The sequence below is a fragment of the Faecalibacterium sp. An58 genome, from assembly GCF_002161515.1.
Lineage (GTDB): Bacteria > Bacillota > Clostridia > Oscillospirales > Ruminococcaceae > Faecalibacterium > Faecalibacterium avium.
On sequence record NZ_NFHX01000010.1, the window covers coordinates 21,937 to 48,380 of the forward strand.

The following is a 26,444-nucleotide window of genomic DNA, read 5'->3' on the forward strand; positions in this document are numbered from 1 at the left end:
CTGATAAGGAATGGGAGGTGCGTGCGTGGAAGCGGCTGCTTCTCGCGCACGCCCTCTTTGTTGTGTGTTGTGTTATTTTAGCAGAAAAGGAGGCTCTACGGAATGGCAGAGTACCGTCTGGTCATGCGAGACGTCGTCAAGGTCTTCCCCGGCGTCAAAGCTCTGGACCATGCCCGGCTTGAGCTCCGCCCCGGCTCGGTCATGGCCCTGATGGGCGAGAACGGCGCCGGCAAGTCCACCCTGATGAAATGTATGTTCGGCATTTACAAGATGGACGAAGGCGAGATCGAGTACGAAGGGCAGAAGGTCACCATCCCCACCCCGCTGGACGCACTGAACCGGGGCATCGCCATGGTGCACCAGGAATTGCAGCCCATCCCGGCCCGCACCGTTGCAGAGAATATCTGGCTGGGCCGTTATCCCACCAAACGCTTCGGGCCCATCGTCACGGTGGACCACCCCAAAATGTACAAGGACACCGAGGAGCTGCTGAAAAAGCTCAAGCTGGACATCAATCCCCGGGCCAAGCTTGGCAGCCTGAGCATCGCGCAGATGCAGATGGTGGAGATCGCCAAGGCGGTCTCGGCCAACTGCAAGGTCCTGATCCTGGACGAGCCCACCTCCTCTTTGACCTCCAATGAGGTGGAATCCCTGTTCCGCATCATGCGGGAGCTCAAGAGCCAGGGCGTGGCGCTGGTGTACATCAGCCACAAGATGGACGAGATCAAGGTGATCGCGGACGAAGTAACCATCATGCGCGACGGCCAGTACATCGGCAAGTGGGACGTGTCCACCATCACCAAAGAGGAGATCATCGCCAAGATGGTGGGCCGCGAACTTTCCAACCAGTATCCCCCGCTGGAGAACCACCCCTCCAGCGACGTGGTCCTCAAGGTGGAGGACTTCACCTCCATCCATCCCCGTAGTTTCCGCCACTGCAACTTTGAGCTGCACAAGGGCGAGATCCTGGGCGTGGCCGGCCTGGTGGGCGCACAGCGCACCGAGCTGATGGAAGGCATCTTCGGCCTGCGCGCCCATTCGGCGGGCAAAGTCTGGATCAAAGGCCAGGAAGTGCACATCAAGCAGCCCCGGGACGCCATCGCCAAGAGCCTGGCCCTGCTGACCGAGGACCGCCGCGCCACCGGCATCATGGGCGTGCTCAGCGTTGCCGACAATATCTCCATCGCCTCCCTGGACGACCTGCGCAAAGGCCCCATCATGCTGGACAACAAGAAGATCCTGGATCTGGTGCAGTCCAACAAGGAAAAAATGGCCATCAAGGTGCCCAGCCCCAAGACCCAGATCAAGAGCCTGTCGGGCGGCAACCAGCAGAAGGTCCTGATCGCCCGGTGGCTGGCCAACAACCCCGACATCCTGATCCTGGACGAGCCCACCCGCGGCATCGACGTCGGCGCCAAGTATGAGATCTACTGCATCATTGCCGAACTGGCCAAAGCCGGCAAGAGCATCATCATGATCTCCTCCGAAATGAGCGAGATCATCGGTATGTCCAACCGGGTGATGGTCATGTGCGACGGCCGCATCACCGGCTTCATCGACGGCAAGGACGCCACCCAGGAGAACATCATGGCCCTGGCCACTCAGTTTGAGACCGCACCCGAAAAGGCTGCGGCCAATCAGTGAATAAGGAGGCAGTCTAATCGTGGAAGCTACCAAGAAATCCACCGGCCAGATCTTTAAAAGCTGGCTGGGCAACAATGCTATCATCGTGCTGATGGTGCTGGTCTCCCTCATCGTCGGCATCATCCACCCCAACTTCTTCGGCATGACCAACATCATCAACCTGCTGAAGAACGTGTCCATCCGCTACATCATCGCCCTGGGCATTTCCGGCTGCCTGATCACCACCGGCAACGACCTGTCTGCCGGCCGTCTGGCTGGTTTTGCGGCCTGCCTGGCCTGCATCTTCGCCCAGACCTCCGACGCGCCCAACAAGTTCTATCCCGGCCTGCCCACCCTGCCCACCCCCGTGGTGTTCCTGCTGGTGGTGGCCATCTGCGCGGTGGTCGGCCTGTGCAACGGCCTGGTGGTCTCTTACCTGCGGGTGCAGCCCTTCATCGCTACCCTGGGCATGCAGCAGGTGGTCTACGGCATCTGCCTGGTCTACACCGGCGGTACCCCCATCGGCTCTCTGAACCGTGACTTCACCTCCCTGGCATCCGATACCATCCTGTTCATCCCCGTTCTGATCTGGATCGCCATCATCGTGGCTGTCTGCTTCTGGTTCCTGTACAACAAGACCCGCCACGGCAAGTACATGTACGCCATCGGCGGCAACGAGGCAGCCGCTGAGGTGGCCGGCGTCAACGTGGCCGCCACCAAGATCCGCATCTATGTGCTGGCTTCCTGCATGTTCGGTCTGGCCGGCTGCCTGCTGGCTGCCAAGTCCGGCGGCGCATCGGTCAACACCGCCCAGAGCTATGAGCTGGACGCCATCGCGGCTGCCACCATCGGCGGCGTTTCCACCACCGGCGGCGTGGGCACCGTGCCCGGCATCCTGGTGGGCGTGCTGGTCTTCGAGCTGATGAAGGTGGCTCTGCAGTTCATGAACGTGAACTCCTCCTACACCTACATCGTCCAGGGCCTTGTCATCATCCTGGCTGTGGCCATCGATATCCGCAAGTACCTGGCCAAGAAGTGATCCCCGCGCTTTTCAAACGCATCCTCTATGGGGCTGCCGGCACGCCGGCGGCCCTTTTTTTTGCAGCCCGGACGGTTGCGTTTTGCGCCGGGAGGATTTATACTTACAATATCTGCAAAAGGAGGGAACTGCCATGCCTGAACACGACGAGCGCACCCAGGAACAGCGGGAGGCAGACCTGGCCGCACGGGAGGCGGCGCTGGCTGCCCGGGAAGCCGAGCTGGAGGCCCGGGAGGCCCAGGCCGCCCATACCGACGAAGGAAAACACAGCCTGCTGAACAACGGCGACCCCCATTTCAAGAACTCCAAGGAGAAGATCTACGACCACTTCCCCCTCAGCGTCCACCAAATGGATATCCTGATCGGGGTGCTGGTGGCTCTGATCGTTCTGTTCGTCTTTCTGGGGGTCAACCAGATCAGCTTTTTCGGGCTGTTCTGAGCTGCGCACAGGTACAAAAAGACCCGTCCGGACGGTGTGTCCGGGCGGGTCTCGTTGGTTTCGTTCCGTTTTATCGCTGCTCAGATCAGGCCCTGCACCAGGATGATGATGATCAGGATGGGCAGAACGAACTGCAGATACCGCTTGAACCAGCGGGACTTGGGCAGCTTGATGCCCTCGCCGGTGTTGGCCTCGGCGTAGTACTTGTCGTAGCCCCATCCCCACTTGGACACGCAGAACAGCAGGAAGATCAGCGAGCCGATGGGCAGCAGCAGGTTGCTGACCAGGAAGTCCTCGGTATCCAGCACATTCTTGCCGCCCAGGAAGGTCAGGCCGCTCCAGATGTTGTAGCCCAGCACACAGGGGACGCTGGCCACCAGCACAAAGATCAGGTTGATGCCGCAGGATTTCTTGCGGCTCCAGCCAAAGTTATCACAGCAGATGGCCAGCAGGTTCTCGAACACCGCAATGACGGTGGTGAAGCTGGCGAAGAACATGAACACAAAGAACAGGCTGCCCCACAGCCGGCCTGCGGGCATATCCACAAACACCTCGGTCAGGGTGATGAAGATCAGCGAGGGCCCCTGGTCGGGCTGGACGCCGTAGGCAAAGCAGGCCGGGAAGATGATCATGCCGCTCATGAGGGCCACAAAGGTGTCCAGCACGCAGATGCGGATGGCCTCGCCGGGCAGGGTGTGATCCCGCTTCATGTAGCTGCCGAAGATCTCCATAGCGGCAATGCCCAGGCTGAGGGTGAAGAAGGACTGGTTCATGGCGTTCATGGCCACGTTGCCGATGCCCACCTGGGCGGCGCGCTCGACGCTGGGCAGCAGGTAGAACTGGACGCCTGCGCCCGAGCCGGGCAGCAGCACGCTGTTCACCGCCAGGATGACGATGAGGGCCAGCAGGGCGATCATCATCCACTTGCTGATCCGCTCCAGGCCGTTCTGCAGCCCGAAGCTGACCACCGCAAAGCCGGCGACCACCACCAGCACCATGCAGATGCCCATTTCCGCGGGGTTGGCCAGCATGGTGTTGAACACGTCCGAAGCGGCGCCGCTCTCCATCCCCACCAGCTGCCCGGAGGCAAACTTGACGAAGTAGTCCAGCATCCAGCCGGCCACGGTGGTGTAGTACATCATCAGCAAGTAGCAGCCTGCCATGCAGAACCAGCCGTGGATGTGCCACTTGCTGCCGGCAGGCTCCAGGGCCTTATAGCCCTGCACCGCGCTCTTGCCGCTGGCGCGGCCCACGGCCAGCTCCATGGTCAAAACGGGCACGCCCATGATGATCAGGAACATCAGGTAGAACAGGACGAACAGGCCGCCGCCGTTCTGCCCGGCCAGGAACGGGAACCGCCACACGTTCCCGATGCCGATGGCACAGCCGGCGCTGACCAGGATGAATCCCAGCCGCGAGCCAAAGGTTTCACGTTTCATGATTTTCCTCTTTTCTTTCTGTAATTTTTGAGCGAAAAGTCGCTCCTCTATTGTATCTGTATCACGGGCCGGATGCAAGAGGGAAAGTCAACATTTTGAACTTTTTGTTACAAAATCGGGGCAAGGCAGGGCCTTTTTCCCCTCTGGCATATCCGGCGGCGGTTCCGGGCATCCTGAACAAAAAGGAGGCCCGCATCGTATGAGCAAAAAGAAGAATCCAAATCCCCAGGCTTCCGCGGGGGAAGCCGAGGCCGCAGCCGTCAGCGCCGACACCGACCGCCGCGCCTTTGAGCAGAGCCAGCTGGAGGAGCTGGGCGCCCTCAACCTGACCAAAGGCGCCCACACCATCCATTGTCTCACCGTCATCGGGCAGGTGGAAGGTCATGTGGAGGCCCCCCAGGGCCAAAAGACCACCAAGTACGAGCACGTCATCCCCCAGCTGGTGGCCGTGCAGGAAGATCCCGCCATCGAGGGGCTGCTGGTACTGCTGAACACGGTGGGTGGCGATGTGGAGGCCGGGCTGGCCCTGGCCGAGCTGATCGCCAGCATCTCCAAGCCCAGCGCCACCCTGGTGCTGGGAGGCGGGCATTCCATCGGCATCCCTCTGGCGGTCAGCGCCCGACGCAGTTTCATCGTCCCTACCGCCACCATGACCGTACACCCGGTGCGCCATTCGGGGATGATCCTCGGGGTGCCCCAGACCATGCGCTGGTTTGAGCAGATGCAGGAGCGGATCACCGGTTTTGTGGCAGGCCACAGCCGGATGAGCGCCGACCGCTTCAACCAGCTGATGCTCCACACCGGTGAGCTGGTGATGGACATGGGCACCGTGCTGGACGGCCGCCGCGCCGTGGAGGAGGGCCTGATCGACCAGCTGGGCGGCTTGTCCGAGGCCATGCGCTGGCTGTACCGGCAGATCGAAAGCTGACCCGTCCCCTGCTTTGCAAGGAATTTCCGGCCCGCGGCTGCGGGCGGAAAGGGGTTCCCCTGGAGCGTGTCGTTTTCGGCACGCTGCTCCCCCCTGCTTCGTGCAGGGGCTTTTTTGCGCCCGGATGCGCCGGACAAAAATGAAATTTCCTCAAAAACATTGACAAGGGTTTGACATTCTCTCCAAATGCTGTATACTAGTAATTAGACAATGTGGCCATTCCTGGCATCCACTTTCCGGTAAAGATATCCAAAATTCCGGGCAAACTGCAAGAGGGGGGTCTTGCCATGCATCCGTCCGTCAAGGCATCGGTGCCGGTCATCCGGCGTCTGCCCAAGTATTACCGCTATCTGCGCGCGCTGAAGGACTCGGGGATCACCAGCATTTCCTCCCGGGAACTGGCCGCCCAGATGGGCACCACCGCATCCCAGGTCCGGCAGGACTTCAACTGCATCGGCGACGTCAACGGCCGGCAGGGCATCGGCTATTCGGTGGACAATCTCCTGACCATCCTGGAGGGCCTTTTGTTCGGCGACGGCCAGCGCCTGTCCACCATCCTGATCGGCTGCGGCCGGCTGGGCAAGGCAGTCAGCAGCTTCATCGCCAACAACAACAACGGTTTCACCCTCATAGCCGCCTTTGATGTGGAGTCCGCCCTGATCGGCCAGAGCATCAGCGGCATCCCCATCCGCCACATCGACGATCTGGAGTCCTTCTGCGCCCAGCACAACCCCCATGTGGCGGTTCTGTGCGTGCCCCGCAGCGGGGCCCAGCAGATCAGCGGACGGCTGGTGGAACTGGGCATCAAGGGCTTTTGGAACTTTTCCCACTACGACCTGTCCGTCCCCTACCCCGACGCGGTGGTGGAGAACGTCCACCTGGGGGACAGCCTGATGAGCCTGGGCTACCGTCTGCGCAACCAGGACTGAAGCGTTGACGCACATTCCATACATCCCGGGCGGGGCGCGGTTTTCTGCGCCCCGCATTCGGCGTACGGCCCGGTGCATCCGGGCTTTTGCATTGCAAGAAAGGCACGGTATGGCTAAACTTTATTTCCGTTATGGCGCCATGAACAGCGGCAAGAGCACCGCCCTGATGCAGGTGGCGCACAACTACGAAGAACAGGGGATGCGGGTGCTGATCCTCAAGCCCCAGGTGGACTCCAAGGGCGGGGGCGAACTGGTCAGCCGGCTGGGCGTGCGGCGCAAGGCCGACCTGCTCATCCAGCCCCAGGACGATATCTTTGCCGCCGTGGAAGCCGACCGCGCCTCCCACGACCGGCCCCTGGCCTGCGTGCTCTGCGACGAGAGCCAGTTCTTTACCCCGGCCCAGGCCGAGCAGCTGTTCATGGTCACGGTGGACCTGGGGGTCCCGGTGATCTGCTACGGCCTGCGCAGCGATTTCTCCCTCAAGGGCTTCCCCGGCTCCACCCGGCTGATGGAGCTGGCCCACACCATCGAGGAGATGAAGACCATCTGCACCTGCGGGCGCAAAGCCATCTGCAACGCACGCAAGGTGGCAGGCCAGTTCGTCTTTGAGGGGGAGCAGGTGGCCATCGACATGGAAAACGACGTCCAGTACGTCAGTATGTGTCCCCAGTGCTATTTCCGCGAAAGACGTGCATTTTATGCGCGCCGCCGCGCCGGGCAGGATGCCTGACGGCGTCCCGCGCCCACCCGCACAAATTTTGCTGATATCTCATTTTGCGCCGCAGTACGTTGCTGCGGCGTTTTCTTATCCTTGGCGCCGGGATGGACCGGGGTGCGCCTCTCCCAAAATCGTTAATATATCAGCAATTTCAAAATGATTCTCCCCTCTTTTCCAGCAAATCTGTACAAAAGCACGTTGTATGCAAGTTGCACAACTTTTCAGCGCAAGTTTGGATATTTCAACAAGGCCGTTCCGAAGGGGTCTGAAAACACAGCAAGATATGCGCGTTTTTGCGCGTATAACCACAATTTGCGTCTTTCTCTCGGCGCGGTTTTTTGCTATCACATTTGTATACAAGGGGCCAGGGCGTCCCTGATCAGTTTTGTGTTTTTATTTAGGAGGAGAAACAATGAGCAACGCAATTTCCCGTCGTGACTTCCTGAAGGTCACCGGCGCTGTTGGCGCAGCCGGTCTGCTGGCTGCCTGCGGCGGCGGCAGCAGTTCCTCTACTGCTTCTACCGCTGCTTCCGTGGCCGCTCCCGCCGAGGGCGACGTCAGCCTGACCATCAGCTGGTGGGGCGGCGAGTCCCGCCACAACGCCTATCAGGAAGCCATCGCCGCTTTCTCTGAGGAGCACACCAACATCACCGTCAATCCCACCTTTGCCGCATGGTCCGACTGGGAAGACACCATGTCCACCAAGTTTGGCGTGGCCGAGGATGTCTGCCAGATCAACTGGAACTGGCTGTACAACTACTCCGCCAACGCCCAGACCTTCATCGACCTGAACACCGTGTCCGACTACATCGACTTCTCCCAGTGGGAGGAAGGTCCTCTGGGCGCCTGCTATGTGGCCAACTCCCAGCAGGCCGTGCCTGTCTCGATGACCGGCCGTATCTTCTACTGGAACATGACCAGCTTCAACAAGGCCGGCATCACCGAGTATCCCAAGACCCTGGACGAGCTGTACGCCGCAGGCGAGGCCTTCCAGAACAACCTGGGCGAGGACTACTATCCCCTGCACCTGGGCGGCTACGACCGTATGATCGCCATGGTCTTCTATCTGGAGTCCATCTACGGCAAGGATTGGGCCGATCCCACCACCTCCACCCTGAACTACACCCGCGATGAGATCATCGAGGGCCTGGACTTCATCAAGAGCCTGGTGGACCGCCATGTCATCATGCCCCTGCCCACCTACTACGGCAACAACGGCTCCACCGCCGCCAGCCAGTCCAACGAGTGGATCACCGGCCAGCTGGCAGGTATCTTTGAGTGGGACTCCGGCGCTCTGAAGTATCTGGAGGGCCTGGACACCGAGAACCGCGACGGCTTCACCGTGGGCGACGAGATCAAGTACGGCGAGTACAACGGCGGCTTCACCAAGGTCTCGATGGCTCTGGCCATTACCAAGACCTGCCAGCATCCCGCCGAGGCTGCCATGCTGATCAACTTCCTGCTGAACGAGGAAGCAGGCGCCTCCATCATGGGCTCCGAGTGCGGCATCCCCGCTTCCGCTTCCGGCCTGGCTGCCGCTGAGGCCGCCGGCACCGTCAACGAGCTGACCGCCGAGGCCAACAGCAAGGTCATTGCCTCCTGCGCCTTCCAGCTGGATCCCCTGTTCGAGAATGACACCCTGAAGGCAGACGGCACCGGCGTCTACCAGGAAGTGTTCGATACCATGGATTACGATGGCGTCGGCGGCGCTGACGTCGTGGACATCCTGCTGGATGGCATGGAGGGCGTTGGCTACACCATCAACGCCTGATCCAGGATCGATTGAGGCTCCTTTTGTAAGAAAATCGGCCCTGCTGTCATGGATCAAAACGGGGGGCGCCTGTTCCCTTTGAACCGGGTGCCCCTCTTTTTCAGGCAGAAAAAGAGCTTTTTGCTTGGTATTCATACCGTTTGTTGATAAATTCACAGCAGTTCGCCGGTGTTTGTATCCGATCACACCTAAAAGGAGGAATCCCCTGATGAAAGCAAACCATGCGCCTGCGGTCGGGCGCACACCGTTTCAGAAGTGGTGCGACAAATACCAGGGCCTGTTCTATCTGATCCCCTGGATCATCGGCTTCATCGTCTTCAAGGCGATCCCCTTCGGCCAGTCGCTGTTCTACAGCTTCACCGACATGAACTTCTTCTCGGGCATCTCCGAGTACGGCCTGATGAACTACATCGACGCCTTTACCACCAACCGTATCACCAAGGCGCTGATCACTACCTTCCAGTACTCCTTCATCACCGTGCCCCTGAAGCTGATCTTCGCGCTGTTCATCGCCTACATCCTGAACTTCAACATCAAGTTCGTCAACGCGTTCCGTACGGCCTACTACATCCCCTCCATCCTGGGCGGCTCTGTGGCCATCGCCGTGCTGTGGCGCGCGGTCTTCCGCGATGACGGCCTGATCAACACTATCATCAAGATGGTCACCTTCGGCCACTTCGAGGGTCCCTCCTGGCTGTCGGATCCGGGCTACGCGCTGTGGGTCATCTGCATCCTGCGTATCTGGCAGTTCGGCTCGGCCATGGTGCTGTTCCTGGCCGCTCTGAAGGGCGTGCCCGCCGACCTGTACGAGGCCGCCACCATCGACGGCGCAGGCAAGTGGCGTCAGTTCTTCTCCATCACCGTTCCCATGATCACCCCCATCATCTTCTACAACCTGGTCACTCAGATCTGCCAGGCATTCCAGGAGTTCAACGGCCCCTACATCATCACCAACGGCGGCCCCCGCAACGCGACGACCCTGATCTCCCTGCTGGTTTACCAGTACGCCTTCCAGCAGAACGAGATGGGCATGGCTTCGGCCCTGGCCTGGATCATGTTCGTCATCGTCTGCGTGCTGACGGTCATCGCATTCACCAGCCAGAAGAAGTGGGTCTACTACTCGGATGAAAGGTAAGGTGTAAACGTATGGGAATGAAAGCTGCGCATCGCGTCGCTACCTTCTTTAAATACTTTGTCCTGATCCTGGTGGGCTTTATCATGATCTATCCTCTGCTGTGGATGGTCAGCGCTACCTTCAAGGACAACAGCGAGATCTTCGCAGGCATCAGCCTGTGGATCAAGAACCCCACCCTGGACGGCTACCGCAACGCGCTGAACGACTTCGGCGGCTCCATCAACATCCTGGAGGCCATGGTCAATACATACAGCTACGTGATCCCCAAGGTCATCTGCACGGTGGTCTCCTCCTGCATCGCGGCCTACGGCTTCGGCCGGTTCGACTTCCCCGGGCGCAAGCTGATGTTCAGCATCATGCTGGCTACTCTGTTCCTGCCCCAGGTCGTTCTGAACGTGCCCCAGTTCCTGCTGTACAACAGCTTCGGCTGGATCAACAGCCCCTTCTACCTGGCCATCTGGGTGCACACCGCCTTTGCGACTGAGACCTACTTCGTCTACCAGCTGATCCAGTTCATGCGCAACGTCCCCCGCGACCTGGACGAAGCTGCCGCCATCGACGGCTGCTCCTCCTTCCAGACGCTGTACAAGGTCATCGTCCCCATGCTGGCCCCGGCGCTGGTCTCCTGCGCTCTGTTCCAGTTCATGTGGAGCTGCAACGACTTCATGGGCCCGCTGCTCTACGTTTCCACCCCCGCCAAGTACCCCATGTCCCTGTTCGTCAAGCTGTCGATGGACGGTGATACCGGCTTCCAGTGGAACCGCATCCTGGCCCTGTCCCTGATCTCCATCCTGCCGCAGCTGATCGTCTTCTTCTGTGCACAGGATCAGTTCGTCGAGGGTATCTCCGCCGGCGCAGTCAAGGGCTAAGCCCCCTGCCCCGGAGCCCGCGATGGCTCACGGAAAAACAGATCCCCTGTGCCGCCCTTTGGCACAGGGGATTCTTTGTGAAAGGCTGTCAGCTTTTGCCGCCCCGGTGGACGGCCCGGTACTGCACCGGGCTGACCCCCACCTGCTCCCGGAACACCCGCCGGAAGTGGGCGGTGGTCGAAAAGCCGGTCTCCTCGGCCACCGCGCTGATCCGCAGATCGGTGGTCTCCAGCAGATGGCGGGCCGCCTCGATCCGGCGCACATTGATGAAGTCCACGATGGACTGTCCGGTCACCCGGCGGAACAGGCGGCTGAGATAATAGGGCGACAGGTAGAACCGGGCCGCTACCCCGCCCAGGGTCAGCTTCTGGTTGTAGTTGGCGATGAGATAGGCGCAGATCTTGTCCACCGTCTCATTCCGCGGCTGGGATCCGCCGCCGCTCTGGGCATCGGCCTGCCGGTTGATATAATGGATCAGCAGCGACAGGTACAGCCGGTAGGGGCAGTCGGCATTCTCCCAGTCGTCGGCCAGGAGTTCCAGCAGGGTGTTGATCTGCTTGCACCAGGCCGCCTCTCCCATCAGCACCAGCGGGGGCTTGCCGGAGCCGAACAGCCGCCCTTTCTGGGCTTCGCTGAGCATCTCCAGGGGGAACCGGCAGCCCAGCAGCACGGCCCGGCCGCCGGCCGGCTCAAAGACGCAGTCGGTCCGGCCCAGCACCATCACGGCGCCGGGTCCGGCCCCCAGGCCGCTGTCCATGCCCTGGCCCCAGTGCAGGATGCCGCTGCCCTCCAGCAGCATATACAGCCCTCCTTCCCCGCTGCCCGCCCGGAGCAGACAGACCGGGCCGGCCAGACGCAGCCGCTGCACCTGCATCCCGGCACTGTCGGATTCTCTTTTCATGGCTGTTCCCCCTTTCTTTCCATATTTTTACCATCATAGCACACTTTGCCCACCCGAAACAATAGCGAGAGGATGATTTTTTTATGAAACTGACCTTGATCCGCGCCATGACCCGCAGCGCCGTCTTTGAGCTGGAAAACGGCCTGTGCTTCCGCCCGGCGGAGCCTTTCACCGTCCTTTTGGACGGCAAAGAGGTCTATGACGCCTGCAACACCAACGTCTTTTCGGTCTATTCCCTCCAGCCCGCCCATCCCTACACCCTGACCGTGCGCGCCGGCGGCGAGACGCTCACCGCCAGCTTCGTCACCCGGGAGGAGAGCTTTTTTGTGGACGCCTCCCGCTACGGACTGGTGGGGGACGGCGTCACCGACAACACCGCCAAGCTGCAGGCCGCCCTGTCCACCTGCCCGCCGGGCGGCACCGTCTACCTGCCCGCCGGCCGCTACCGCACCGCCAGCCTGTTCCTCAAGAGCCACACCACCCTGTATCTGGAGCAGGGCGCGGTGATCCTGGGCGACAACGACCGCACCCACTATCCCATCCTGCCCGGTGTGATCGGCAGCCACAACGAGGTGGATGAGTACTATCTGACCGGTTGGGAGGGCAACCCCCTGGACAGCCTGGCCAGCCTCATCAACATCACCCAGGCCGAGGATGTGACCATCACCGGCCAGGGCGAGATCGACGCCGACGCCCAGCATGGGGACTGGTGGCAGGACGTGAAGAAAAAGAAGATCGCCTGGCGGCCCCGCACCGTCTCGATCACCGACAGCCGCTATGTGGTGCTGCACGGGGTGACGGTCAAGAACAGCTACTCCTGGACCATCCACCCCATGTTCTCCACCGGGCTGGACCTGCTGGACTTCAAGATCCGCAACCCCTACGACGCTCCCAACACCGACGGCATCGACCCCGAGAGCTGCGTCAACACCCGGATCATCGGGGCGGACATCCATGTGGGGGATGACTGCATCGCCATGAAGGCCAGCAAGGTGTTCCTGGGGATGCGGCTGAAAAAGAGCTGCAAGAACACCGTCATCCGCAACTGCCTGCTGGACAAGGGCCACGGCGGCATCGTCATCGGCAGCGAGATGTCGGGCGGCGTCAAGGACATGGTGGTCACCCAGTGCCTGATGGACCACACCGACCGTGGCCTGCGGGTCAAGACCCGCCGGGGCCGGGGCAAGACCGCCGTCATCGACGGACTGGTGTTCCACAATGTGGAGATGCGGGGGGTCAAAGCGCCCTTCGTCATCAATATGTTCTACTTCTGCGACCCCGACGGCCACAGCGACTACGTCCAGTGCCGCCAGGCCATGCCGGTGGACGACTTCACCCCCCGGCTGGGCAGCCTGACCATGGAGGATATCGTGGCCACCGACGCCCAGTACGCCGGGTGCTACTTTGACGGCCTGCCCGAAATGCCCATCGGCCAGGTGGTCATGAAAAACGTCCGCATCTGCTTTGACCCCAACGCCCAGGCCGGCCAGGCCGCCATGGCAGACGGGCGCCCGGCGGTGAAAAAGCTGGCCATCTATGCGGAGAACGTCAACCGGATCGAGCTGCACAACGTCCAGATCGAGGGATACGAGGGCGAGCGGCTCCAGTTTGCCAATGTCGGCAGCTTTGAGGAGGATTGAACCATGACCCATCAGGAAATTCTGACCATGCTGGGCGAGTATGTGGATTATCTCATCGCCAATTCCAGCGCGGAAGCCCCCATGTGGAACATCGAAAAGGTGCGCAGCGGCCAGCCCAACAAGTGGAACTACATCGACGGCTGCATGATCACCGCCTGCCTGAGCCTGTACAAGACCACCGGGGACAAGAAATACCTCGACTTCTCCCGGGAGTTCATCGACTGGTTCGTGCAGCCCGATGGCAGCATCAAGACCTACGATCCTGAGGAGTACAACCTGGACAACGTCAACCAGGGCAAGAACCTGTTCATCCTCTACGACATTTTCGGGGACGAGAAGTACCGCAAGGCCATCGAGGTGATCGACAGCCAGCTCAAGGGCCAGCCCCGGACCAAAGAGGGCAACTTCTGGCACAAAAAGATCTATCCCTGGCAGGTGTGGCTGGACGGCGCCTACATGGCCCAGCCTTTCTACATGGAGTATGAGACCCGCTTCAACAAGATGGGGGGCTGCATCGACAGCTTCCGCCAGTTCATGAACATCCAGAAGCATATGCGGGATGAAAAGACCGGCCTGTACTACCATGGCTACGACGAGAGCCGTGCGATGTACTGGGCCGACCCCGTGACCGGGTGCAGCCCCAACTTCTGGCTGCGGGCCATGGGCTGGTTCATGGTGGCCATGGTGGATGTGCTGGAGCGGATGGATGAGCAGCTGTACAACGAGTACCGCACCATCCAGGCCATGCTCAAGCAGACCATCGAGGACATCCACAAATACCAGGACGAGCAGACCGGCATGTTCTGGCAGGTGATCGACCACGGCGGCGAGGAGGGCAACTATCTGGAGACCAGCGGCACCGCTCTGTTCGCCTACGCGGTGCTCAAGGGCGTACGCCTGGGCCTGCTGCCCGAGCGGATGCGCGCCTGGGCCGAGAAAGCCTTCTACGGCACCTGCGACAAATATCTGTCCAAGAACCCCGACGGCAGCCTCCAGCTGGACGGCATCTGTCTGGTGGCGGGTCTGGGCGGCCCCCAGCACCGGGACGGCAGCCTGGCCTACTATTACAGTGAGCCGGTGGTCTGCAACGACGCCAAGGGCGTAGGCCCCCTGATCCTGGCCTACACCGAGATGATCGCCGAATAACCACAAGCAAAGCCCCTGCGGCCCGCCAACCACGGACCGCAGGGGCTTTTCTCTATCTCGATCGCAGGCGTGTCCTGGACGCCGTTCAGGGCATGACCGGGTCGGCTTCCCGGATCTCCGGGGCCTTGGGCACATCGTGGGCGGCAGAACCGGCCTGCACTGCATCCGACGCGGCAGGCGCGGCAGGGGCGTCCGGGGACTCGGGCGCGGCGGGCGCCGTTTCGCCGCCCGAAGCGTTCTCCTGCGCCAGATCCTCCGCAGGATAGGCCTCAACAGCGTCGTCACTGTCGTCCAGCCAGCAATAGACCTGCTCGGCCATTTGTTCCGTGGTCCAGTCCATCTGGACCGGGTCCCGCAGGCTGATGCTCATTTTGACCGTTTCTTCTGCGTTCACCCACTCGAACTCGATCTTCTCGGGCATCGGGCCCCACTGGGCCGCCACCTGCTTTACGGCGTCGCGCAGCAGGGCGCAGTCCTTCGCAAAGTCGGCCGTCCGGTCGTAAGGCCCATACAGGTCGATCCCCAGCGACAGGAATACGCCAGGCTGGTTCAGCTCGGCAAGGGTCTGCGGCTGCACGCCATATCCCGTATCCATATAGGTGTGCACCGAAAACAGCCGGATCTTCGTATCCTGCAGCGATCCGTACAGCGCCTGCTCGTATTCGTCTTTGAGGCTCTCGGTCTGGATGCGCCGTTCGGGGGACACCTCCTGCCAGAACAGGGGCAGCAGAGTCAGGCAGAAGGCGCCGCTCATCAGCACCAGGCTGCTGATCACAGCCAGGAAATCGTATTTCCACCGGCCGGGATGGGCCGCGCACCAGATCACTTCCACCCCCAACGCCACCAGGGCCAGGGGCGCGCCCACCTTGGACACCAAAAGCCAGTTGAATCCCGGCACAAAGTAGTACAGCAGGAAGCACACGCCCACCGCCATCAGGCACAGCCCCAGGGTGATGCTGCCCACCCGGCGCACCGGGCGGTTATCCTCTTTGGGCGTCTGGGGCGCGGCTCCCCGGGGCGTCCCGGGAGGCTGCTGGGCCGGGGCCTCCGGCGGGTCCTTGGGCAAACCGGCCGAAGCCGGATCAATCTTTTTGTCCGTCATCGCTGTCCTCCTCCTTTTCGGTGTACTCCCCGTACTCGTAGAACTCCCCCAGCTGGTCGCTGCGGGCCGGGCCGCCGGCCTTGGGTCCCTTGACCAGCCAGGCGCCCAGAGCGATCAGGGCCAGGCAGACCAGCACAGTGGGCACCTCGTCCATCACATTGTAGATCAGCCGGATGATCCAGCTGTTCTCCACGTTCCAGTACAGCTCCCGCAGAAAGTTCATCACCAGTTCTTCGTACAGGCTGTACAGGCCCACGGCCACCAGCGCCCAGCCCAGCAGCTTGTGCCGGCGGGACAGCAGCTTATCCAGCATCTCGTCGCGGCCCAGGTCGCGGCCCAGGTGGAACAGGTAGTCGTCGGCGGGGGCGGTGCCCGCCAGCAGCTGGCTGCGCAGGTTGAAGGTATCGAAAAAGCTGAACATCCACACCACGCAGCAGACGGCAAAGGCAAAGCCCACCAGCGGCTCAAAGATGGACCCCAGCCCGATGGCCGCCGCGCAGATCCCCACCAGGGACAGCCCCCGCTTCATATACCCCTGATACATCTCCCCTGCGCCCGGGATAAAGGCAAAGCAAAAGGTGAGAAAACCATTCTTTTTCATCGTAAACTCTCTCCCATCAGTTGGTCGTTTGGGGCCCGCTGTCCGGGCCGGTCAGGGTGTTCCACAGGCCGGTGACGGCCTGGTATGCCTTTTGGGCGATGCCGCCCTCCTCACCGGGGCGGGGCGGCGGATCGTTTTTGGGCTTGGGCACCACAGTGGAGGCTGGCGGATCGATCTGCTGGGGGGTGTAAGTCTCCAGCGGGTCCCCCTGGGCCAGGATCAGCCCCAAGCTGCCGCTGCGCCAGATGGTCAGCGCCAGCACTGCCGCCACCCCCGCCACCGCCATACGCCCATAGACGTTCTGCATCAGGCGGATCAGGATGGCCCGGCTCACCGGGCGGCTCAGGTCCCGGGGCGGCTGCTCCAGCACAGCGCCGGTCAGCAGGGCGGTATAGCGGTCCATACACCGGTCACAGTAGGACAGGTGTTCGGCGGCTTCCAGCCGGCCCCATTCATCCAGGCTGCCCTCGACCAGGGCCTGCAGCCCCTCGTCGGTCAGGCATCCGTCCTCTCTAAACAGTTCCATCCCCGATCCTCCTTTCCTGGTTTTGTTCCTGTTCGATCTGGGCCCGCAGCATCTTTTTGGCCCGCCACAGCTGGGCGTTCAGGGTCTTTTCAGGGCGCCGGCTGATGCGGGCGGCCTCTGCGGGGGTGTAGCCCTCCAGCAGGCACAGCCTGCACGGGGTCCGGTAAGGCTCCCGCAGGGCCAGGATCTTCTGTTCCAGTTCCTCGGCCCCCAGCTGGGCCAGGGCCTGTGCCTCCGGGCCCTGGTCGGCAGGGGCGCCGGCCAGCGCCAGCACATCGTCCCCGGGGGTGCTCATCCGGCGGGCCCAGGCGCTGCGCAGATGGTCCTTGGCCTTGTTGGCTGCAATGCGGGCCAGCCACTGTTTCTCACATCCGGGCGGGCAGCGGTCGATGGCCCGCCAGGCCGCCAGAAAGGTCTCCTGGGCCAGATCCTGGGCCACCCCCTCGTCGGGCACCAGCTGGTGGCAGACCGTATAGACAAGGCCCTGATACTGCCGCACCAGCGCCGTAAATTCCTGCGTCGTCATACCACTGCGTCCCCGCCTCCCTCCTGTATCTACTGCGAACGGCCCGTTCTATCTATCAATACGAGACAGGGGCCGTTTTTTCTGCAAAAAGCGCAGATCTTTTTTTGCCGCCGCGCCCATATCAAAAAAGCGCCCCAAAGAGTTCTGCTCTCCGGGGCGCTTTTGCGTTGTCGGCTATGTATAAGTTACTGGCCGGGCAGGCCGTCGCCTACGTCCAGGGCGGACAGCACCCGCACCCCTTCCCGCTCCATCACCGAGCGGATGGCCTGGGGGATGCCGGCGCGCCCCAGCTTGTCCTGGATGCAGAGGATCAGCTGGCCGCGGAAGCTGGCCACCTCAAACCCCACCGAGGCCCCGTCGGGCGGGACCCAGACTTCAAAGTCCTGGATGTAGTCGGCCAGGGCGGCGGGATAGTTGCGGCCGGGGTCCAGGGGGTCTCCCAGATAGCTGATCCAGAAGTCGGCCGGGAAGTCTCCCATTCGCTCCCCCATGCTGAACACCCGCTTCTTGATCCGCAGGGGGGCTTTGAGGGCGTCCACCCGGCAGACCCAGCTCATCATTTTGGCCATCTGGGCCAGCTGGCGGGGGTGGTCGATGCTGGCCCGCAGGTCAGCGTCGATGCCGGCGGCGATGTCGGCCAGCCGCACCTGCGGCCCGGCCTGCACCCCGTTGCGGAAGGAGGCCACGCAATTGTAAAAGGCGTCGGGCACCCCCACCGCCTGGCGGGTATCGGTGGAGTAACAGTACTCCACCTTGTCCCGGCCGATGAAGGGCTGGATGGCCAGGCAGAGCAGCCCGAACAGGGCGCTGACCGGCTTGACCTGGCAGCGCAGGGCCGCATCCACCAGACTCTGTTTGTCCAGGCGGACCATGCTGCGCCGCAGCTGGCCTTCCTCCACCTCCACCGGCTGGATCTCGGGCAGGCCCTCGGCATTTGCGGTGGGGTCGTGGGCCAGCAGGGCCTGCATATCGTAGGCGGGGGCCGAGGCCAGGGGCGGGCAGGCAAAGCCGGTCCCATACCGCCGGTTGCAGTATTCCATCAGGATGCGGGTGAGGAACCGGGACACCCCGTGCCCGTCCGCGATGAAGTGGAACCAGTCGAAAAACAGCTCCCGATCCTCGCAGGACACATTGAACAGATACCCTGCCGTCTCCTCGGGCATGGCCCGCAGGCGGCTGTCCCGACAGACCGTAAAGGGCTGGTCGTTGGGGGCAAGGTATACTACCCGTTTTTCCTGCACCAGTTTTGTCTTAAAGTAATCCGCTTCGGCCAGGGCGGCGTCCACCGCCTGCTGCAGCAGGGCAGGGTCCACCGCGTCCCGCAGGGTGTACTGATACCGGCAATAGATGTTCTTGTCCCGGTAAAAGTACATGGCCCCCTGCAGGATATAAGAGGCGCCGGGGGTCATCGTCTCTGTCATGGATCAGCCCACCCGTGTGCTCAGATAGTCGGCCAGGTCGCTGATGGTGACAAAGCTGCGCAGCTCCTTTTCGGGGATGCGGATGCCGAAGGTCTCCTCCAGGTCGGCCACGATGGTCAGGATCTCCATGGACGACAGGTCCAGATCGTCCATCAGGACGCTGTCCTCCGACACCTCATCGGGGCTGATCTCAGCCACATCCTCCAGGATGCCCACGATCTGGGCAATGATCTCAGTACGGCTCATAGCAAAACTTCCTTTCATTCTGTATTGGTCGCTCACAAAGCGGCCCGAATTTAGTATCCCATCCGGACCGCAGAGGTATGCATATCAGCTGCGCAGCAGCTTGCCGGCGGCGTTGCGGGGCAGGGGGCCGTCCGACAGGTGCACCGCAGAGATGCGCTTGTAGAGGGGCAGGGTGCGGTTGAGCTCGGTGACATAGGCCTGCACCTTTTCCGCCGCGCCGGGGACATTCTCGCCGCAGTAGACCAACGCGCCGATCTTGCCGTTTTCTTCCCGCACCAGGCTCTCGGTGACGCCCTCGCACTGGTTCAGCCTGGCCTCCAGCTCCTCGGGGCTGACGTTCTCGCCGCTGCTCAGAATGATGACGTTCTTTTTGCGCCCGGTCAGGAAAATGTAGCCCCGCTCATCGATGCGGGCCAAATCGCCGGTGTGGAGCCAGCCTTCGGCGTCCAGCACCTCGGCGGTGCCCTCGGGGTCCTTGTAATAGCCCATCATCACCGAGTCGCCCCGGATGCACAGCTCGCCGTCGTCCAGCTTGTATTCCCGCTTGGGGTCCCGCAGGCCCACCGAGTGGATGTCTGCCAGGTCCTGGGAGTTGTTCCAGGCGCCGTCCCCCACCGTCTCGGTCAGGCCGTACATCTGGCAGATGAAGAAGCCCGCCTTGATCAGGTCGGCCATGGTCTCGGCATCCATCGACGCCGCGCCGCAGGTCAGCGCCTTCAGGCTGCCCAGACGGTCCCGGCGGCCCCGCACCACATCCCGGTGGATGCTTTGCAGCAGCACCGGCACCACCGCCATCACTTCGCTGTCCATGGCGGCCAGGTCACGGTAGAAGTGCTTCAGGTCGTTGCACAGGTTGATGGTGTTGCCCATGATGGCCCAGGAGATGGAGCTGGTCAGGGCAGCCACATGGAACATGGGCAGCACCGAGAAAGAGCGGAACTTGCTGGTGTCCCAGCCGGTCTGCATGGCGATGTCCTCAAAGGGCAGGCAGAAGAAATCCATGGGGGCGAACAGGTTGCGGTGGCTGAGCATGACCCCCTTGCTGCGGCCGGTGGTGCCCGAGGTGAACAGGATCACCGACAAAGCGTCCCGGTCGGGGCACTCGCTGCCCGTCTCGCTCCAGGCCGAGGTCTTGTAGCTGTCGATGGGCAGCATCCTGCCGCCGCAGGCCTCCAGGATGGCGGGTTCCCGGTCGGCGAACTCCCCGTCGTGGAAAATGTAAGCCGGCTCCACCAGATCCAGCTCATACCGGATCTCGTCCCAGTCCTTGTTCAGGTTCAGGGGCACCAGCACCGCGCCTGTCAGCAGGATGGCATAGATGTTGACAAGGTAATCGTAGCTGTTGCGGGCCAGCAGGCAGACCTTCCGGCCGCGGATATCCGGGTCCAGATGCAGCAGCAGTCCCGCCGCCCGGTGGATATCCTGGGCATACTGGCCGTAGCGGATGCTGACGACCCCCTCTTTTGCCTCATCGTAATATTGGATGGCAATTTTTTCGGCCAGATTGGCTTCCATGTTGGTGACTACCTGGTATGCAGTCGAGATCATCGTTCATCCTCCTGTCTGTGGGGCTGCGGCGCCCACCGGTATTGTATTCATTATATAGGATGGCGCATTCCATTGCAACCGGAAAAAGCCCGTCTGCGGCAGACTGCGTCTACCTGTATTACAGGTACGTCAACAGCATACCACGCCCCTGCCCGGCTGTCAATGGGCCGCCGCTGCAAAAGCGGCCGGCCGCAAGGGGGCACACACTCCGCGCCGCCTTTGCATAGGATGCGGCAGAACGTCAAAAAGGCATCTGGAAAACCTTTTCAGAGGCAAATATTGCCGATCGCTTGGATGGGACGAAATTTCTGTTAAACTGATGCTTGGCCCGCCCGGCCGACCTTTTTAAAGCGGCCAAAAACCCTGATACAAATTGACAGCCGGGATAAAAAGCATTATACTAGAATAAACAAATCTTTGTCATAATCTACGGGTATGATGTGTATATCCTGCCGATCCTTCCTTTTTTCTGCGGGCCTGCTGTGGAAGGAATACTGTTTCTGCGAGGAGGACCCCTTTGATGAAAGGAACCAAAACGCGTACCGTCAACTCCCTCGGGATGTTTGACCTGTTCAAAGGCATAGGCATGGCCACCGTCATCTTTGTACACACAGCCGAAGCCTATTCCATCGACCTGGGCAGCGGGCTGAGCGTCACCAGCTTTCTGCTGTTCATCTACCGCGAAGCGCTGATGTCGGCTTTCTACATAGCCAGCGGTTTCGGTTTCCGCAAGCGCTCCATCGGCAAATGCGTCCAGCAGCAGCTGCGGGGCATCCTGCCCCCCTTCCTCTACACGGCGCTGGCCACGGCAGGGCTGCATCTGCTTTTGCACCACCATTTCTTCGGCTCCTGGACGGACGCCGTCGCAGAGAGCGAGAAGGTCCTGGCCGGCTTTCTGCTGGGCCTTCCCCACACCTCCACCTATTTTGGGATGAGCATTTTCTCCTGCGGGCCCATGTGGTATCTGCTGACCATGGCGGTGGGCTGGATCATCCTGGATATCCTGTTCAACGCTTTCCCTGAGCGGTACATACCCGCCGCAGTGGCCATCACCGCCGTGCTGGGCTGGGGCACCTGTCTGGTGTGGGAGCTGCCCTTCTGCCTGTCCCAGGGCATGACGGTGGTCCCCTATCTGTACCTGGGCCATGTGGCCAAAAAGCGCCGCTGGTTCGACCAGCCCCGCCTGCGCTGGCTGTTCCCCGCCGCCCTTGTGTGCATGGTCGTCTCCGCCGGAGGGGCCATCCTCTCGGGCACCACCGACAATATGTCGATGGGCCACTGGGCCCTGGGTCCTGTGGGCATCTTTGTCAACGGGATGATCGGCCTGTGGATCGTCAACCTGTTCGTCCGGCTCAGCGCCCGGGCAGACAACTTCCTCACCCACACCCTGGAAGCGGTGGGCCGCCGCTCTCTCAACATCTTCTGTGTCCACACCATCGAGCTGATCGCCGTACCCTGGTATCTGTTTGCGGCCCAGTTCGTCTCCAGCCCCCTGCTGGGCCTGGGCGCCCAATATGTCCTGCGATGCAGCTTTGTGGCGCTGATCTGCCTGCTGCTGGAGCTGCGCAAGCGTTTTGTCCCTGGCCGGACCAAAAAGGCCCGGCTGGAGCGCAGCCGCGCCCGCTTCCAGCGGTATGTGGCCCGGCATTGAGCCGTTATCCTGTCTCCCGTATTCTGCGGCAGGGCCCGCCCCCGCCGCAGAACTTTTTGTATGATTTTTTGCGGATGTCCCCTGCGCGAAGGATTCCCGGGCCCTCAGCCCGGGCACACTATGGATATGAGGTGAAGATTCATGCCCCCTGCAACCAAACAGACTCCAGAGGAACGGATCGCCGAGCTGGAGGAACAGCTCTCCCTTTCCGACCAGGGCGTATCCAAGCTGGCCCAGCGCTGCCTGGCCCTGGAACAGCAGTTGGCCGCGCTGGAAAAGCACGAGACCTATGACAATATGTCCCTGTTCCGGCTGACGTTGTACTACGACTACGGACTGGGCTTTTCTCAGCAGGATACCCTCAGCGCGCCGGTGTCGGCCTATTCGGCCTCCAACCACACCGTCTCGGCCATCTTTGAGATGCCGCGGGAAGTCAGGGCCATCCGTCTGGACCCCGGGGAGCTGCCCTGCTATGTGGCGGGCATCGCCCTTTCCGACCAGCGGCTCCAGGCTGTCCCCCTTTCGGCGCTGTCTCTGGACGAGGACAAGTCCCTGTTTTTGAGCTTCGATCCCCAGTTCCTGGTCGAGTGTCCCATGGGCCTGCCGGCGGGCACCAAGCTGTCGGTCACCTACACCTACTATCCCCTCCAGCTGGGCGCCGACGACACCGTCTTTTACGCCATGCGCCAGGGCATCCAGCTCATGCAGGACCGGGCCGCCCAGGCCTCGGCGGCGGCTGACGCACAGCGGGCCCTGGCCCAGAACTATGGCGAACAGCTGGCCGGTCAGGAGCGCCGCGCCGCCCATCTGGAAGAACAGCTGGCCGCCGCCATCGCGGAGAAAGAGCACTTCCGGGTGAGCTATGAGGCAGTGCTCTCCAGCTCCTGCTGGAAGCTGACCGCCCCCATCCGCGCCCTGTTCGGCCGCAAAAAATAAACATACGCCCTAAAGAGGTATGCTATGTATTCCAGTTACAGTCAATTCCAGCAGTTCCAGCTGGCCAGCCAGCCCTATCAGGACACCCAGCGCACCTGGCTGGCCGTCTATGCCCCAGGGCGCTGCACGGCCCTGGCTTACAGCATGGAGTTACAGCTCCACCGCAAGTTCCGGCTGACCGACAGCCTGGACGCCCTGCCCGACGGGCTGGACGGCGTGGTGCTGGCGGCCGAGGATGGGGAATGCCTGAGCACCACCCTCTCCTATTTTGCGGCGGCGCTGCAGGGCGGGGCGGATTTCGCCTTCTGCGACGCGGTGTTCGGCTTTGAGGGGGATACCCTGGTCTATCGCGCCGCGGACAGGCCCCAGGGCTGTAAGTGCGCCGTCCTCTCCCGGGAGCTGCTGCAGCGCTGCCGGGCCGCCGCCCGTGACCCCGACGACCCCGCTTCCCTGCTGTGTCTGGCCGCCGGGCTGGCCCGGCATCCGGTGCACATCCCCCAGGCGCTGCTGCGCTATCGCCGCCAGCCCCATGCAGGGGACATTTTCTCCGCCCATGGCAAACGGGCCCTGCTGCTCAGCCATGTGCTGGACATGACCGGCGCGCCCATCGTGCTGGTCAGCGCCGTGCCGGTGCTGCTCCAGATGGGCTACGAAGTGGCGGTGCTGGGCCCGGGAGACAGCGGTTCGCTGGGCCTGTTCGTGGAGGCCGGCGCCACCGCCGTCACCCACCCCGACTGCGTCAACTCCTCCATGCTGTGGGATCTGGCCATCTCCTCCGACCTGGTCATCGCCAACACCATCGTGGAAGTCAAGGCCATCCGCGCCCTGAACGGCGCGCCGGTGCCGGTGCTCTGGTGGCTGCACGACGCCTTTGTGGGCTACGGCTATCTGTCCCACCTGATCCCCCGCACCCTGGAGCGGAACATCCGGGTCTGCGCGGTGGGCAGCCATGCCACCGCCGCCATGCACACCCACCGCCCCGACTTCGAGATCGGCCAGCTGGTCTACGGCCTGCCCGACTATGCGCAGGACACCTTCTCCCCCTACGACATCGGCTATGCAGGGGGGCTTCCCCTGTTCGTCAGCGTGGGGGCCTTTGAAATGCGCAAGGGCCAGGACGTGCTGGTGGAGGCCATCCGCCTGCTGCCGGCCTCCACCCGGGCCAAAGCAGCCTTTCTGTTCGTGGGCAAGGGGGCCGACAAGCGGCTGCTGGCCCAGGTGCGGCAGCTGGCCGAGGAGTATCCCCGCAACGTCTTTTATGTGGAGCGCCTGACCCGGGACGAGATCAAGTCCCTGATGGATCAGTGCGCCTGCACGGTGTGCAGCTCCCGGGATGATCCCATGCCCACCTTTGTCACCGAGGGCCTGATCTTTGGCAAGCCGGGCATCGTATCCGAACACACCGGCACCGCCGGGCTGATCACCGAGGGGGTGGACGGCTTTGTCTACCACAGCGACAGCCCCAGCCAGCTGGCCGAAGCCATGGCCAAGCTGATCGACCATCCCGGCCTGGCCGCCCGGATGGCTCCCGCCTGCCGCGCCCTTTACCAGCGGTATTATTCCAAGCAGGCATTCGCCGACACCCTCCGGGAGCAGATCCAGGCCCTGCTGGCCCAGACTTCCGAAAACGAAGCGTAATGCAACCGCAAAAGATCACAGAAAGTAGAATCAAGCCGTTTGACAGTCCGGACGATCCCGTGGATTTTGTCCGGGCTGTATTTTTGTATTGGAGGACCCATCCTTTGTTTTCGGGCACATCCGGCCGCAAAAGTATATTTTTTGCGCAAAGTTTACCTTTTGTTTATCAACAAGCCCGCCGGCCCGTGGTATACTGAGAGACAGATCCCCCGGCCTTTTCCGGGGGCCTGTTTTGAGAAAGGAGCGTACTCCCTTTGACACAGCACACAGACCAGGGACAGCCTTCGGGCGGACTCTCGTTCCGGCGCAGCCTGCTGTCGGTCCTGACCCTTCTCCTCCTCACCGGCCTGATGTTCCTGATCTTCCAAGACCATCTGCCCGAGATCCGGCAGGCCATCGGCAAACTCAGCCCGGCCCAGCTGGGCCTGCTGCTGGCCCTCGCCCTCACCTACCCGCTCATCGAAGGGGTGATCAGCCAGCGGGTCCTGGCCAGCAGGGTGCCGGGGTTCTCGTTCCGGCGCGGGCTGGACCTGGCCTTTCTGGGCGCCTTCGGGAACGTGGTCACCTTTGGAGCGGGCACCCTGCCCATGCAGGGCTATGATATCAGCCTCAGCGGACTGCCCGCCGTCCCCGGCATGGGCCTGATGACCCTGCAATATGTGTTCCACAAAGGAGCGGTGATGGTGTACGCCGTCCTGCTGCTGGCCCTGAACGGGCGGTGGCTGCTGGCCGCCGACGCGGCGGGGATGATGCGCTATCTGCTGCCCGCCTGCCTGATGGTGGCGGCCATCATCCTGGCACTGGTCCTGGTCTGTACCAGCCGCACCGTCCAAAGGGCGGCCTATTGGGCTTTGGGCCGCCTGCCCGACTCCGGCAAGTGGCAGGCCCGCCGCCAAAGCTGGACCCGCCAGCTGGACGGCCTGGCCGCCGAGAGCCGTTCTTTGCTGGCCGACCGGAAGCTGTGCATCCAGATGTTCCTGCTGCAGGTGGTCAAGCTGGCCCTGATGTACGCCATCGTCTGGCTGGGCACGGATTTTATGGACCTTGGCCCCCTGACGTTCTGGCAGGCCCAGACCCTGGCCGCCCTGATGATGCTGCTGTCCAACGCCCTGCCCAACGTGGGGGGCATGGGCTCGGTGGAAGCCTCCTTCTATCTGGTGTTCACCGGCTTTCTGGGGCAGAGCGGCACCATGTCGGTGCTGCTGCTGTACCGCGCGGCCACCTACTACTTCACCTTTGCGGTCAGCTGCGTGGGGTTCTTCTTCATCCAAAGGCGGTGGGCCAGGGGCAAACAGGCCGCCGCATAAAACAAAAAGGCGGGCACCCGGTTGGTCAGACCGGATGACCCGCTTTTTGTTCTGCCGTTTGGGGCAGGCGGCGCAAACCAAAACCGCCTGACCCCGGAGAAAAGAGAGAATGGAATGGAGGAGTTCTCGTATCGCTGGGCGCGCCGTTGCGCCCATTCTGGTGCGTCCTTGGTTAGTTTTTTCTAACCTCGGCGCACCAACAGCATACCATACTTGTGGGTATCTGTCAACCCCTATTTGCAAAAAAATGGGCAAAACTTTCATCCTGACCGTTTGGCACAAACCCAAAAGGCCCTTTCGCCCCCCTTTGTGCAAAGTAACAACTTTTCGCAAAGGCCGGGAAATCCTAGTACTTTCCTCTTGAT

The 26,444-nt window shown here is 62.0% G+C and carries 24 protein-coding genes; 15 read left to right on the top strand and 9 right to left on the bottom strand.

Annotated features, from left to right (window positions below):
* Window positions 1-102 precede the first annotated feature (102 nt).
* The 3 genes from B5G12_RS07985 (at window position 103) to B5G12_RS07995 (ending at window position 3,101) form a co-directional block, all read left to right on the top strand.
* A complete protein-coding gene (locus B5G12_RS07985; protein ID WP_087324542.1) occupies window positions 103-1,644 on the top strand; it encodes a sugar ABC transporter ATP-binding protein in 1,542 nt (513 codons plus the stop codon).
* A 19-nt stretch (window positions 1,645-1,663) separates the two neighbouring features.
* Complete coding sequence (locus B5G12_RS07990) at window positions 1,664-2,662, top strand: ABC transporter permease subunit (protein ID WP_087324543.1); 999 nt, start codon at window positions 1,664-1,666, stop codon at window positions 2,660-2,662.
* A gap of 133 nt (window positions 2,663-2,795) precedes the next feature.
* Window positions 2,796-3,101: a hypothetical protein gene (locus B5G12_RS07995; protein ID WP_087233013.1), complete on the top strand. Its 306-nt coding sequence runs from the start codon at window positions 2,796-2,798 to the stop codon at window positions 3,099-3,101.
* An 80-nt stretch (window positions 3,102-3,181) separates the two neighbouring features.
* On the opposite strand, the gene B5G12_RS08000 is transcribed toward B5G12_RS07995, so the two are convergent.
* Complete coding sequence (locus B5G12_RS08000) at window positions 3,182-4,540, bottom strand: sodium-dependent transporter (protein WP_087324544.1); 1,359 nt, start codon at window positions 4,538-4,540, stop codon at window positions 3,182-3,184.
* A gap of 199 nt (window positions 4,541-4,739) precedes the next feature.
* Here B5G12_RS08000 and B5G12_RS08005 point away from each other — a divergent pair, with 199 nt between their 5' ends.
* From B5G12_RS08005 to B5G12_RS08030, 6 genes are all read left to right on the top strand, one after another.
* Entirely contained in the window at window positions 4,740-5,468 is a 729-nt protein-coding gene (locus B5G12_RS08005; RefSeq protein ID WP_087324545.1) for a ClpP family protease, read from the top strand.
* A gap of 287 nt (window positions 5,469-5,755) precedes the next feature.
* Entirely contained in the window at window positions 5,756-6,397 is a 642-nt protein-coding gene (locus tag B5G12_RS08010; protein WP_087324546.1) for a redox-sensing transcriptional repressor Rex, read from the top strand.
* Between the two features lie 109 nt (window positions 6,398-6,506).
* Window positions 6,507-7,127, top strand: coding sequence for a thymidine kinase (locus B5G12_RS08015; RefSeq protein WP_087233025.1), 621 nt, complete (start codon window positions 6,507-6,509; stop codon window positions 7,125-7,127).
* A 400-nt stretch (window positions 7,128-7,527) separates the two neighbouring features.
* Window positions 7,528-8,886, top strand: coding sequence for an ABC transporter substrate-binding protein (locus B5G12_RS08020; RefSeq protein WP_087324547.1), 1,359 nt, complete (start codon window positions 7,528-7,530; stop codon window positions 8,884-8,886).
* A gap of 208 nt (window positions 8,887-9,094) precedes the next feature.
* Window positions 9,095-10,021: a carbohydrate ABC transporter permease gene (locus B5G12_RS08025; RefSeq protein WP_087324548.1), complete on the top strand. Its 927-nt coding sequence runs from the start codon at window positions 9,095-9,097 to the stop codon at window positions 10,019-10,021.
* 17 nt (window positions 10,022-10,038) lie between these two features.
* A complete protein-coding gene (locus B5G12_RS08030; protein ID WP_522731431.1) occupies window positions 10,039-10,890 on the top strand; it encodes a carbohydrate ABC transporter permease in 852 nt (283 codons plus the stop codon).
* 88 nt (window positions 10,891-10,978) lie between these two features.
* Here the strand turns inward: B5G12_RS08030 and B5G12_RS08035 are convergent, their stop codons facing one another.
* Complete coding sequence (locus B5G12_RS08035; RefSeq protein WP_087324550.1) at window positions 10,979-11,791, bottom strand: helix-turn-helix domain-containing protein; 813 nt, start codon at window positions 11,789-11,791, stop codon at window positions 10,979-10,981.
* Window positions 11,792-11,874: 83 nt separating this feature from the next.
* Between B5G12_RS08035 and B5G12_RS08040 the strand changes: the two genes are divergently transcribed.
* Window positions 11,875-13,431 carry a glycoside hydrolase family 28 protein gene (locus B5G12_RS08040; RefSeq protein ID WP_087324551.1) on the top strand — a complete coding sequence of 519 codons (1,557 nt, stop codon included), beginning with the start codon at window positions 11,875-11,877 and terminating at the stop codon, window positions 13,429-13,431.
* 3 nt (window positions 13,432-13,434) lie between these two features.
* Window positions 13,435-14,577 carry a glycoside hydrolase family 88/105 protein gene (locus B5G12_RS08045; protein ID WP_087324552.1) on the top strand — a complete coding sequence of 381 codons (1,143 nt, stop codon included), beginning with the start codon at window positions 13,435-13,437 and terminating at the stop codon, window positions 14,575-14,577.
* Window positions 14,578-14,662: 85 nt separating this feature from the next.
* Here the strand turns inward: B5G12_RS08045 and B5G12_RS08050 are convergent, their stop codons facing one another.
* From B5G12_RS08050 to B5G12_RS08080, 7 genes are all read right to left on the bottom strand, one after another.
* The gene (locus B5G12_RS08050; RefSeq protein WP_087324553.1) at window positions 14,663-15,679 is read right to left on the bottom strand and encodes a hypothetical protein; all 1,017 of its coding nucleotides are present in this window, start codon (window positions 15,677-15,679) and stop codon (window positions 14,663-14,665) included.
* Complete coding sequence (locus tag B5G12_RS08055) at window positions 15,660-16,280, bottom strand: hypothetical protein (protein ID WP_087233045.1); 621 nt, start codon at window positions 16,278-16,280, stop codon at window positions 15,660-15,662. Before B5G12_RS08055 ends, B5G12_RS08050 begins: the two co-directional genes overlap by 20 nt.
* Window positions 16,281-16,296: 16 nt before the next feature.
* Window positions 16,297-16,806 (bottom strand): anti-sigma factor, encoded by a 510-nt coding sequence (locus tag B5G12_RS14790; protein WP_204245666.1) that lies wholly within the window; start codon window positions 16,804-16,806, stop codon window positions 16,297-16,299.
* Entirely contained in the window at window positions 16,793-17,332 is a 540-nt protein-coding gene (locus tag B5G12_RS08065) for an RNA polymerase sigma factor (RefSeq protein WP_191425959.1), read from the bottom strand. The genes B5G12_RS14790 and B5G12_RS08065 overlap by 14 nt, the downstream gene beginning before the upstream one ends.
* A 185-nt stretch (window positions 17,333-17,517) precedes the next feature.
* Window positions 17,518-18,753: a condensation domain-containing protein gene (locus tag B5G12_RS08070; RefSeq protein ID WP_242955973.1), complete on the bottom strand. Its 1,236-nt coding sequence runs from the start codon at window positions 18,751-18,753 to the stop codon at window positions 17,518-17,520.
* 3 nt (window positions 18,754-18,756) lie between these two features.
* A complete protein-coding gene (locus tag B5G12_RS08075; protein ID WP_087233048.1) occupies window positions 18,757-18,999 on the bottom strand; it encodes an acyl carrier protein in 243 nt (80 codons plus the stop codon).
* 84 nt (window positions 19,000-19,083) lie between these two features.
* Window positions 19,084-20,547 (bottom strand): class I adenylate-forming enzyme family protein, encoded by a 1,464-nt coding sequence (locus tag B5G12_RS08080; protein ID WP_242955974.1) that lies wholly within the window; start codon window positions 20,545-20,547, stop codon window positions 19,084-19,086.
* Window positions 20,548-21,067: 520 nt separating this feature from the next.
* On the opposite strand from B5G12_RS08080, the gene B5G12_RS08085 reads away from it, so the two are divergent.
* From B5G12_RS08085 to B5G12_RS08100, 4 genes are all read left to right on the top strand, one after another.
* Entirely contained in the window at window positions 21,068-22,198 is a 1,131-nt protein-coding gene (locus tag B5G12_RS08085) for an acyltransferase family protein (protein WP_144064121.1), read from the top strand.
* A gap of 141 nt (window positions 22,199-22,339) precedes the next feature.
* Window positions 22,340-23,134: a hypothetical protein gene (locus tag B5G12_RS08090; protein WP_087233054.1), complete on the top strand. Its 795-nt coding sequence runs from the start codon at window positions 22,340-22,342 to the stop codon at window positions 23,132-23,134.
* Between the two features lie 24 nt (window positions 23,135-23,158).
* Window positions 23,159-24,772, top strand: coding sequence for a glycosyltransferase family 4 protein (locus B5G12_RS08095; RefSeq protein ID WP_087233057.1), 1,614 nt, complete (start codon window positions 23,159-23,161; stop codon window positions 24,770-24,772).
* 254 nt (window positions 24,773-25,026) lie between these two features.
* Window positions 25,027-26,079, top strand: coding sequence for a lysylphosphatidylglycerol synthase transmembrane domain-containing protein (locus tag B5G12_RS08100; RefSeq protein ID WP_242955975.1), 1,053 nt, complete (start codon window positions 25,027-25,029; stop codon window positions 26,077-26,079).
* The last annotated feature ends 365 nt before the right edge of the window (window positions 26,080-26,444 follow it).

Bases quoted from the DNA above. Each gene is read 5' to 3' on its own strand.
- B5G12_RS08055 (WP_087233045.1), bottom strand. From the start codon at position 16,280: ATGAAAAAGAATGGTTTTCTCACCTTTTGCTTTGCCTTTATCCCGGGC.
- B5G12_RS08045 (WP_087324552.1), top strand. From the start codon at position 13,435: ATGACCCATCAGGAAATTCTGACCATGCTGGGCGAGTATGTGGATTAT.
- B5G12_RS08015 (WP_087233025.1), top strand. From the start codon at position 6,507: ATGGCTAAACTTTATTTCCGTTATGGCGCCATGAACAGCGGCAAGAGC.
- B5G12_RS08025 (WP_087324548.1), top strand. From the start codon at position 9,095: ATGAAAGCAAACCATGCGCCTGCGGTCGGGCGCACACCGTTTCAGAAG.
- B5G12_RS14790 (WP_204245666.1), bottom strand. From the start codon at position 16,806: ATGGAACTGTTTAGAGAGGACGGATGCCTGACCGACGAGGGGCTGCAG.
- B5G12_RS08030 (WP_522731431.1), top strand. From the start codon at position 10,039: ATGAAAGCTGCGCATCGCGTCGCTACCTTCTTTAAATACTTTGTCCTG.
- B5G12_RS07995 (WP_087233013.1), top strand. From the start codon at position 2,796: ATGCCTGAACACGACGAGCGCACCCAGGAACAGCGGGAGGCAGACCTG.
- B5G12_RS08095 (WP_087233057.1), top strand. From the start codon at position 23,159: ATGTATTCCAGTTACAGTCAATTCCAGCAGTTCCAGCTGGCCAGCCAG.
- B5G12_RS08065 (WP_191425959.1), bottom strand. From the start codon at position 17,332: ATGACGACGCAGGAATTTACGGCGCTGGTGCGGCAGTATCAGGGCCTT.
- B5G12_RS08020 (WP_087324547.1), top strand. From the start codon at position 7,528: ATGAGCAACGCAATTTCCCGTCGTGACTTCCTGAAGGTCACCGGCGCT.
- B5G12_RS08075 (WP_087233048.1), bottom strand. From the start codon at position 18,999: ATGAGCCGTACTGAGATCATTGCCCAGATCGTGGGCATCCTGGAGGAT.
- B5G12_RS08090 (WP_087233054.1), top strand. From the start codon at position 22,340: ATGCCCCCTGCAACCAAACAGACTCCAGAGGAACGGATCGCCGAGCTG.
- B5G12_RS08010 (WP_087324546.1), top strand. From the start codon at position 5,756: ATGCATCCGTCCGTCAAGGCATCGGTGCCGGTCATCCGGCGTCTGCCC.
- B5G12_RS08005 (WP_087324545.1), top strand. From the start codon at position 4,740: ATGAGCAAAAAGAAGAATCCAAATCCCCAGGCTTCCGCGGGGGAAGCC.
- B5G12_RS08040 (WP_087324551.1), top strand. From the start codon at position 11,875: ATGAAACTGACCTTGATCCGCGCCATGACCCGCAGCGCCGTCTTTGAG.
- B5G12_RS07985 (WP_087324542.1), top strand. From the start codon at position 103: ATGGCAGAGTACCGTCTGGTCATGCGAGACGTCGTCAAGGTCTTCCCC.
- B5G12_RS08035 (WP_087324550.1), bottom strand. From the start codon at position 11,791: ATGAAAAGAGAATCCGACAGTGCCGGGATGCAGGTGCAGCGGCTGCGT.
- B5G12_RS08000 (WP_087324544.1), bottom strand. From the start codon at position 4,540: ATGAAACGTGAAACCTTTGGCTCGCGGCTGGGATTCATCCTGGTCAGC.
- B5G12_RS08070 (WP_242955973.1), bottom strand. From the start codon at position 18,753: ATGACAGAGACGATGACCCCCGGCGCCTCTTATATCCTGCAGGGGGCC.
- B5G12_RS08050 (WP_087324553.1), bottom strand. From the start codon at position 15,679: ATGACGGACAAAAAGATTGATCCGGCTTCGGCCGGTTTGCCCAAGGAC.
- B5G12_RS08080 (WP_242955974.1), bottom strand. From the start codon at position 20,547: ATGATCTCGACTGCATACCAGGTAGTCACCAACATGGAAGCCAATCTG.
- B5G12_RS08085 (WP_144064121.1), top strand. From the start codon at position 21,068: ATGAAAGGAACCAAAACGCGTACCGTCAACTCCCTCGGGATGTTTGAC.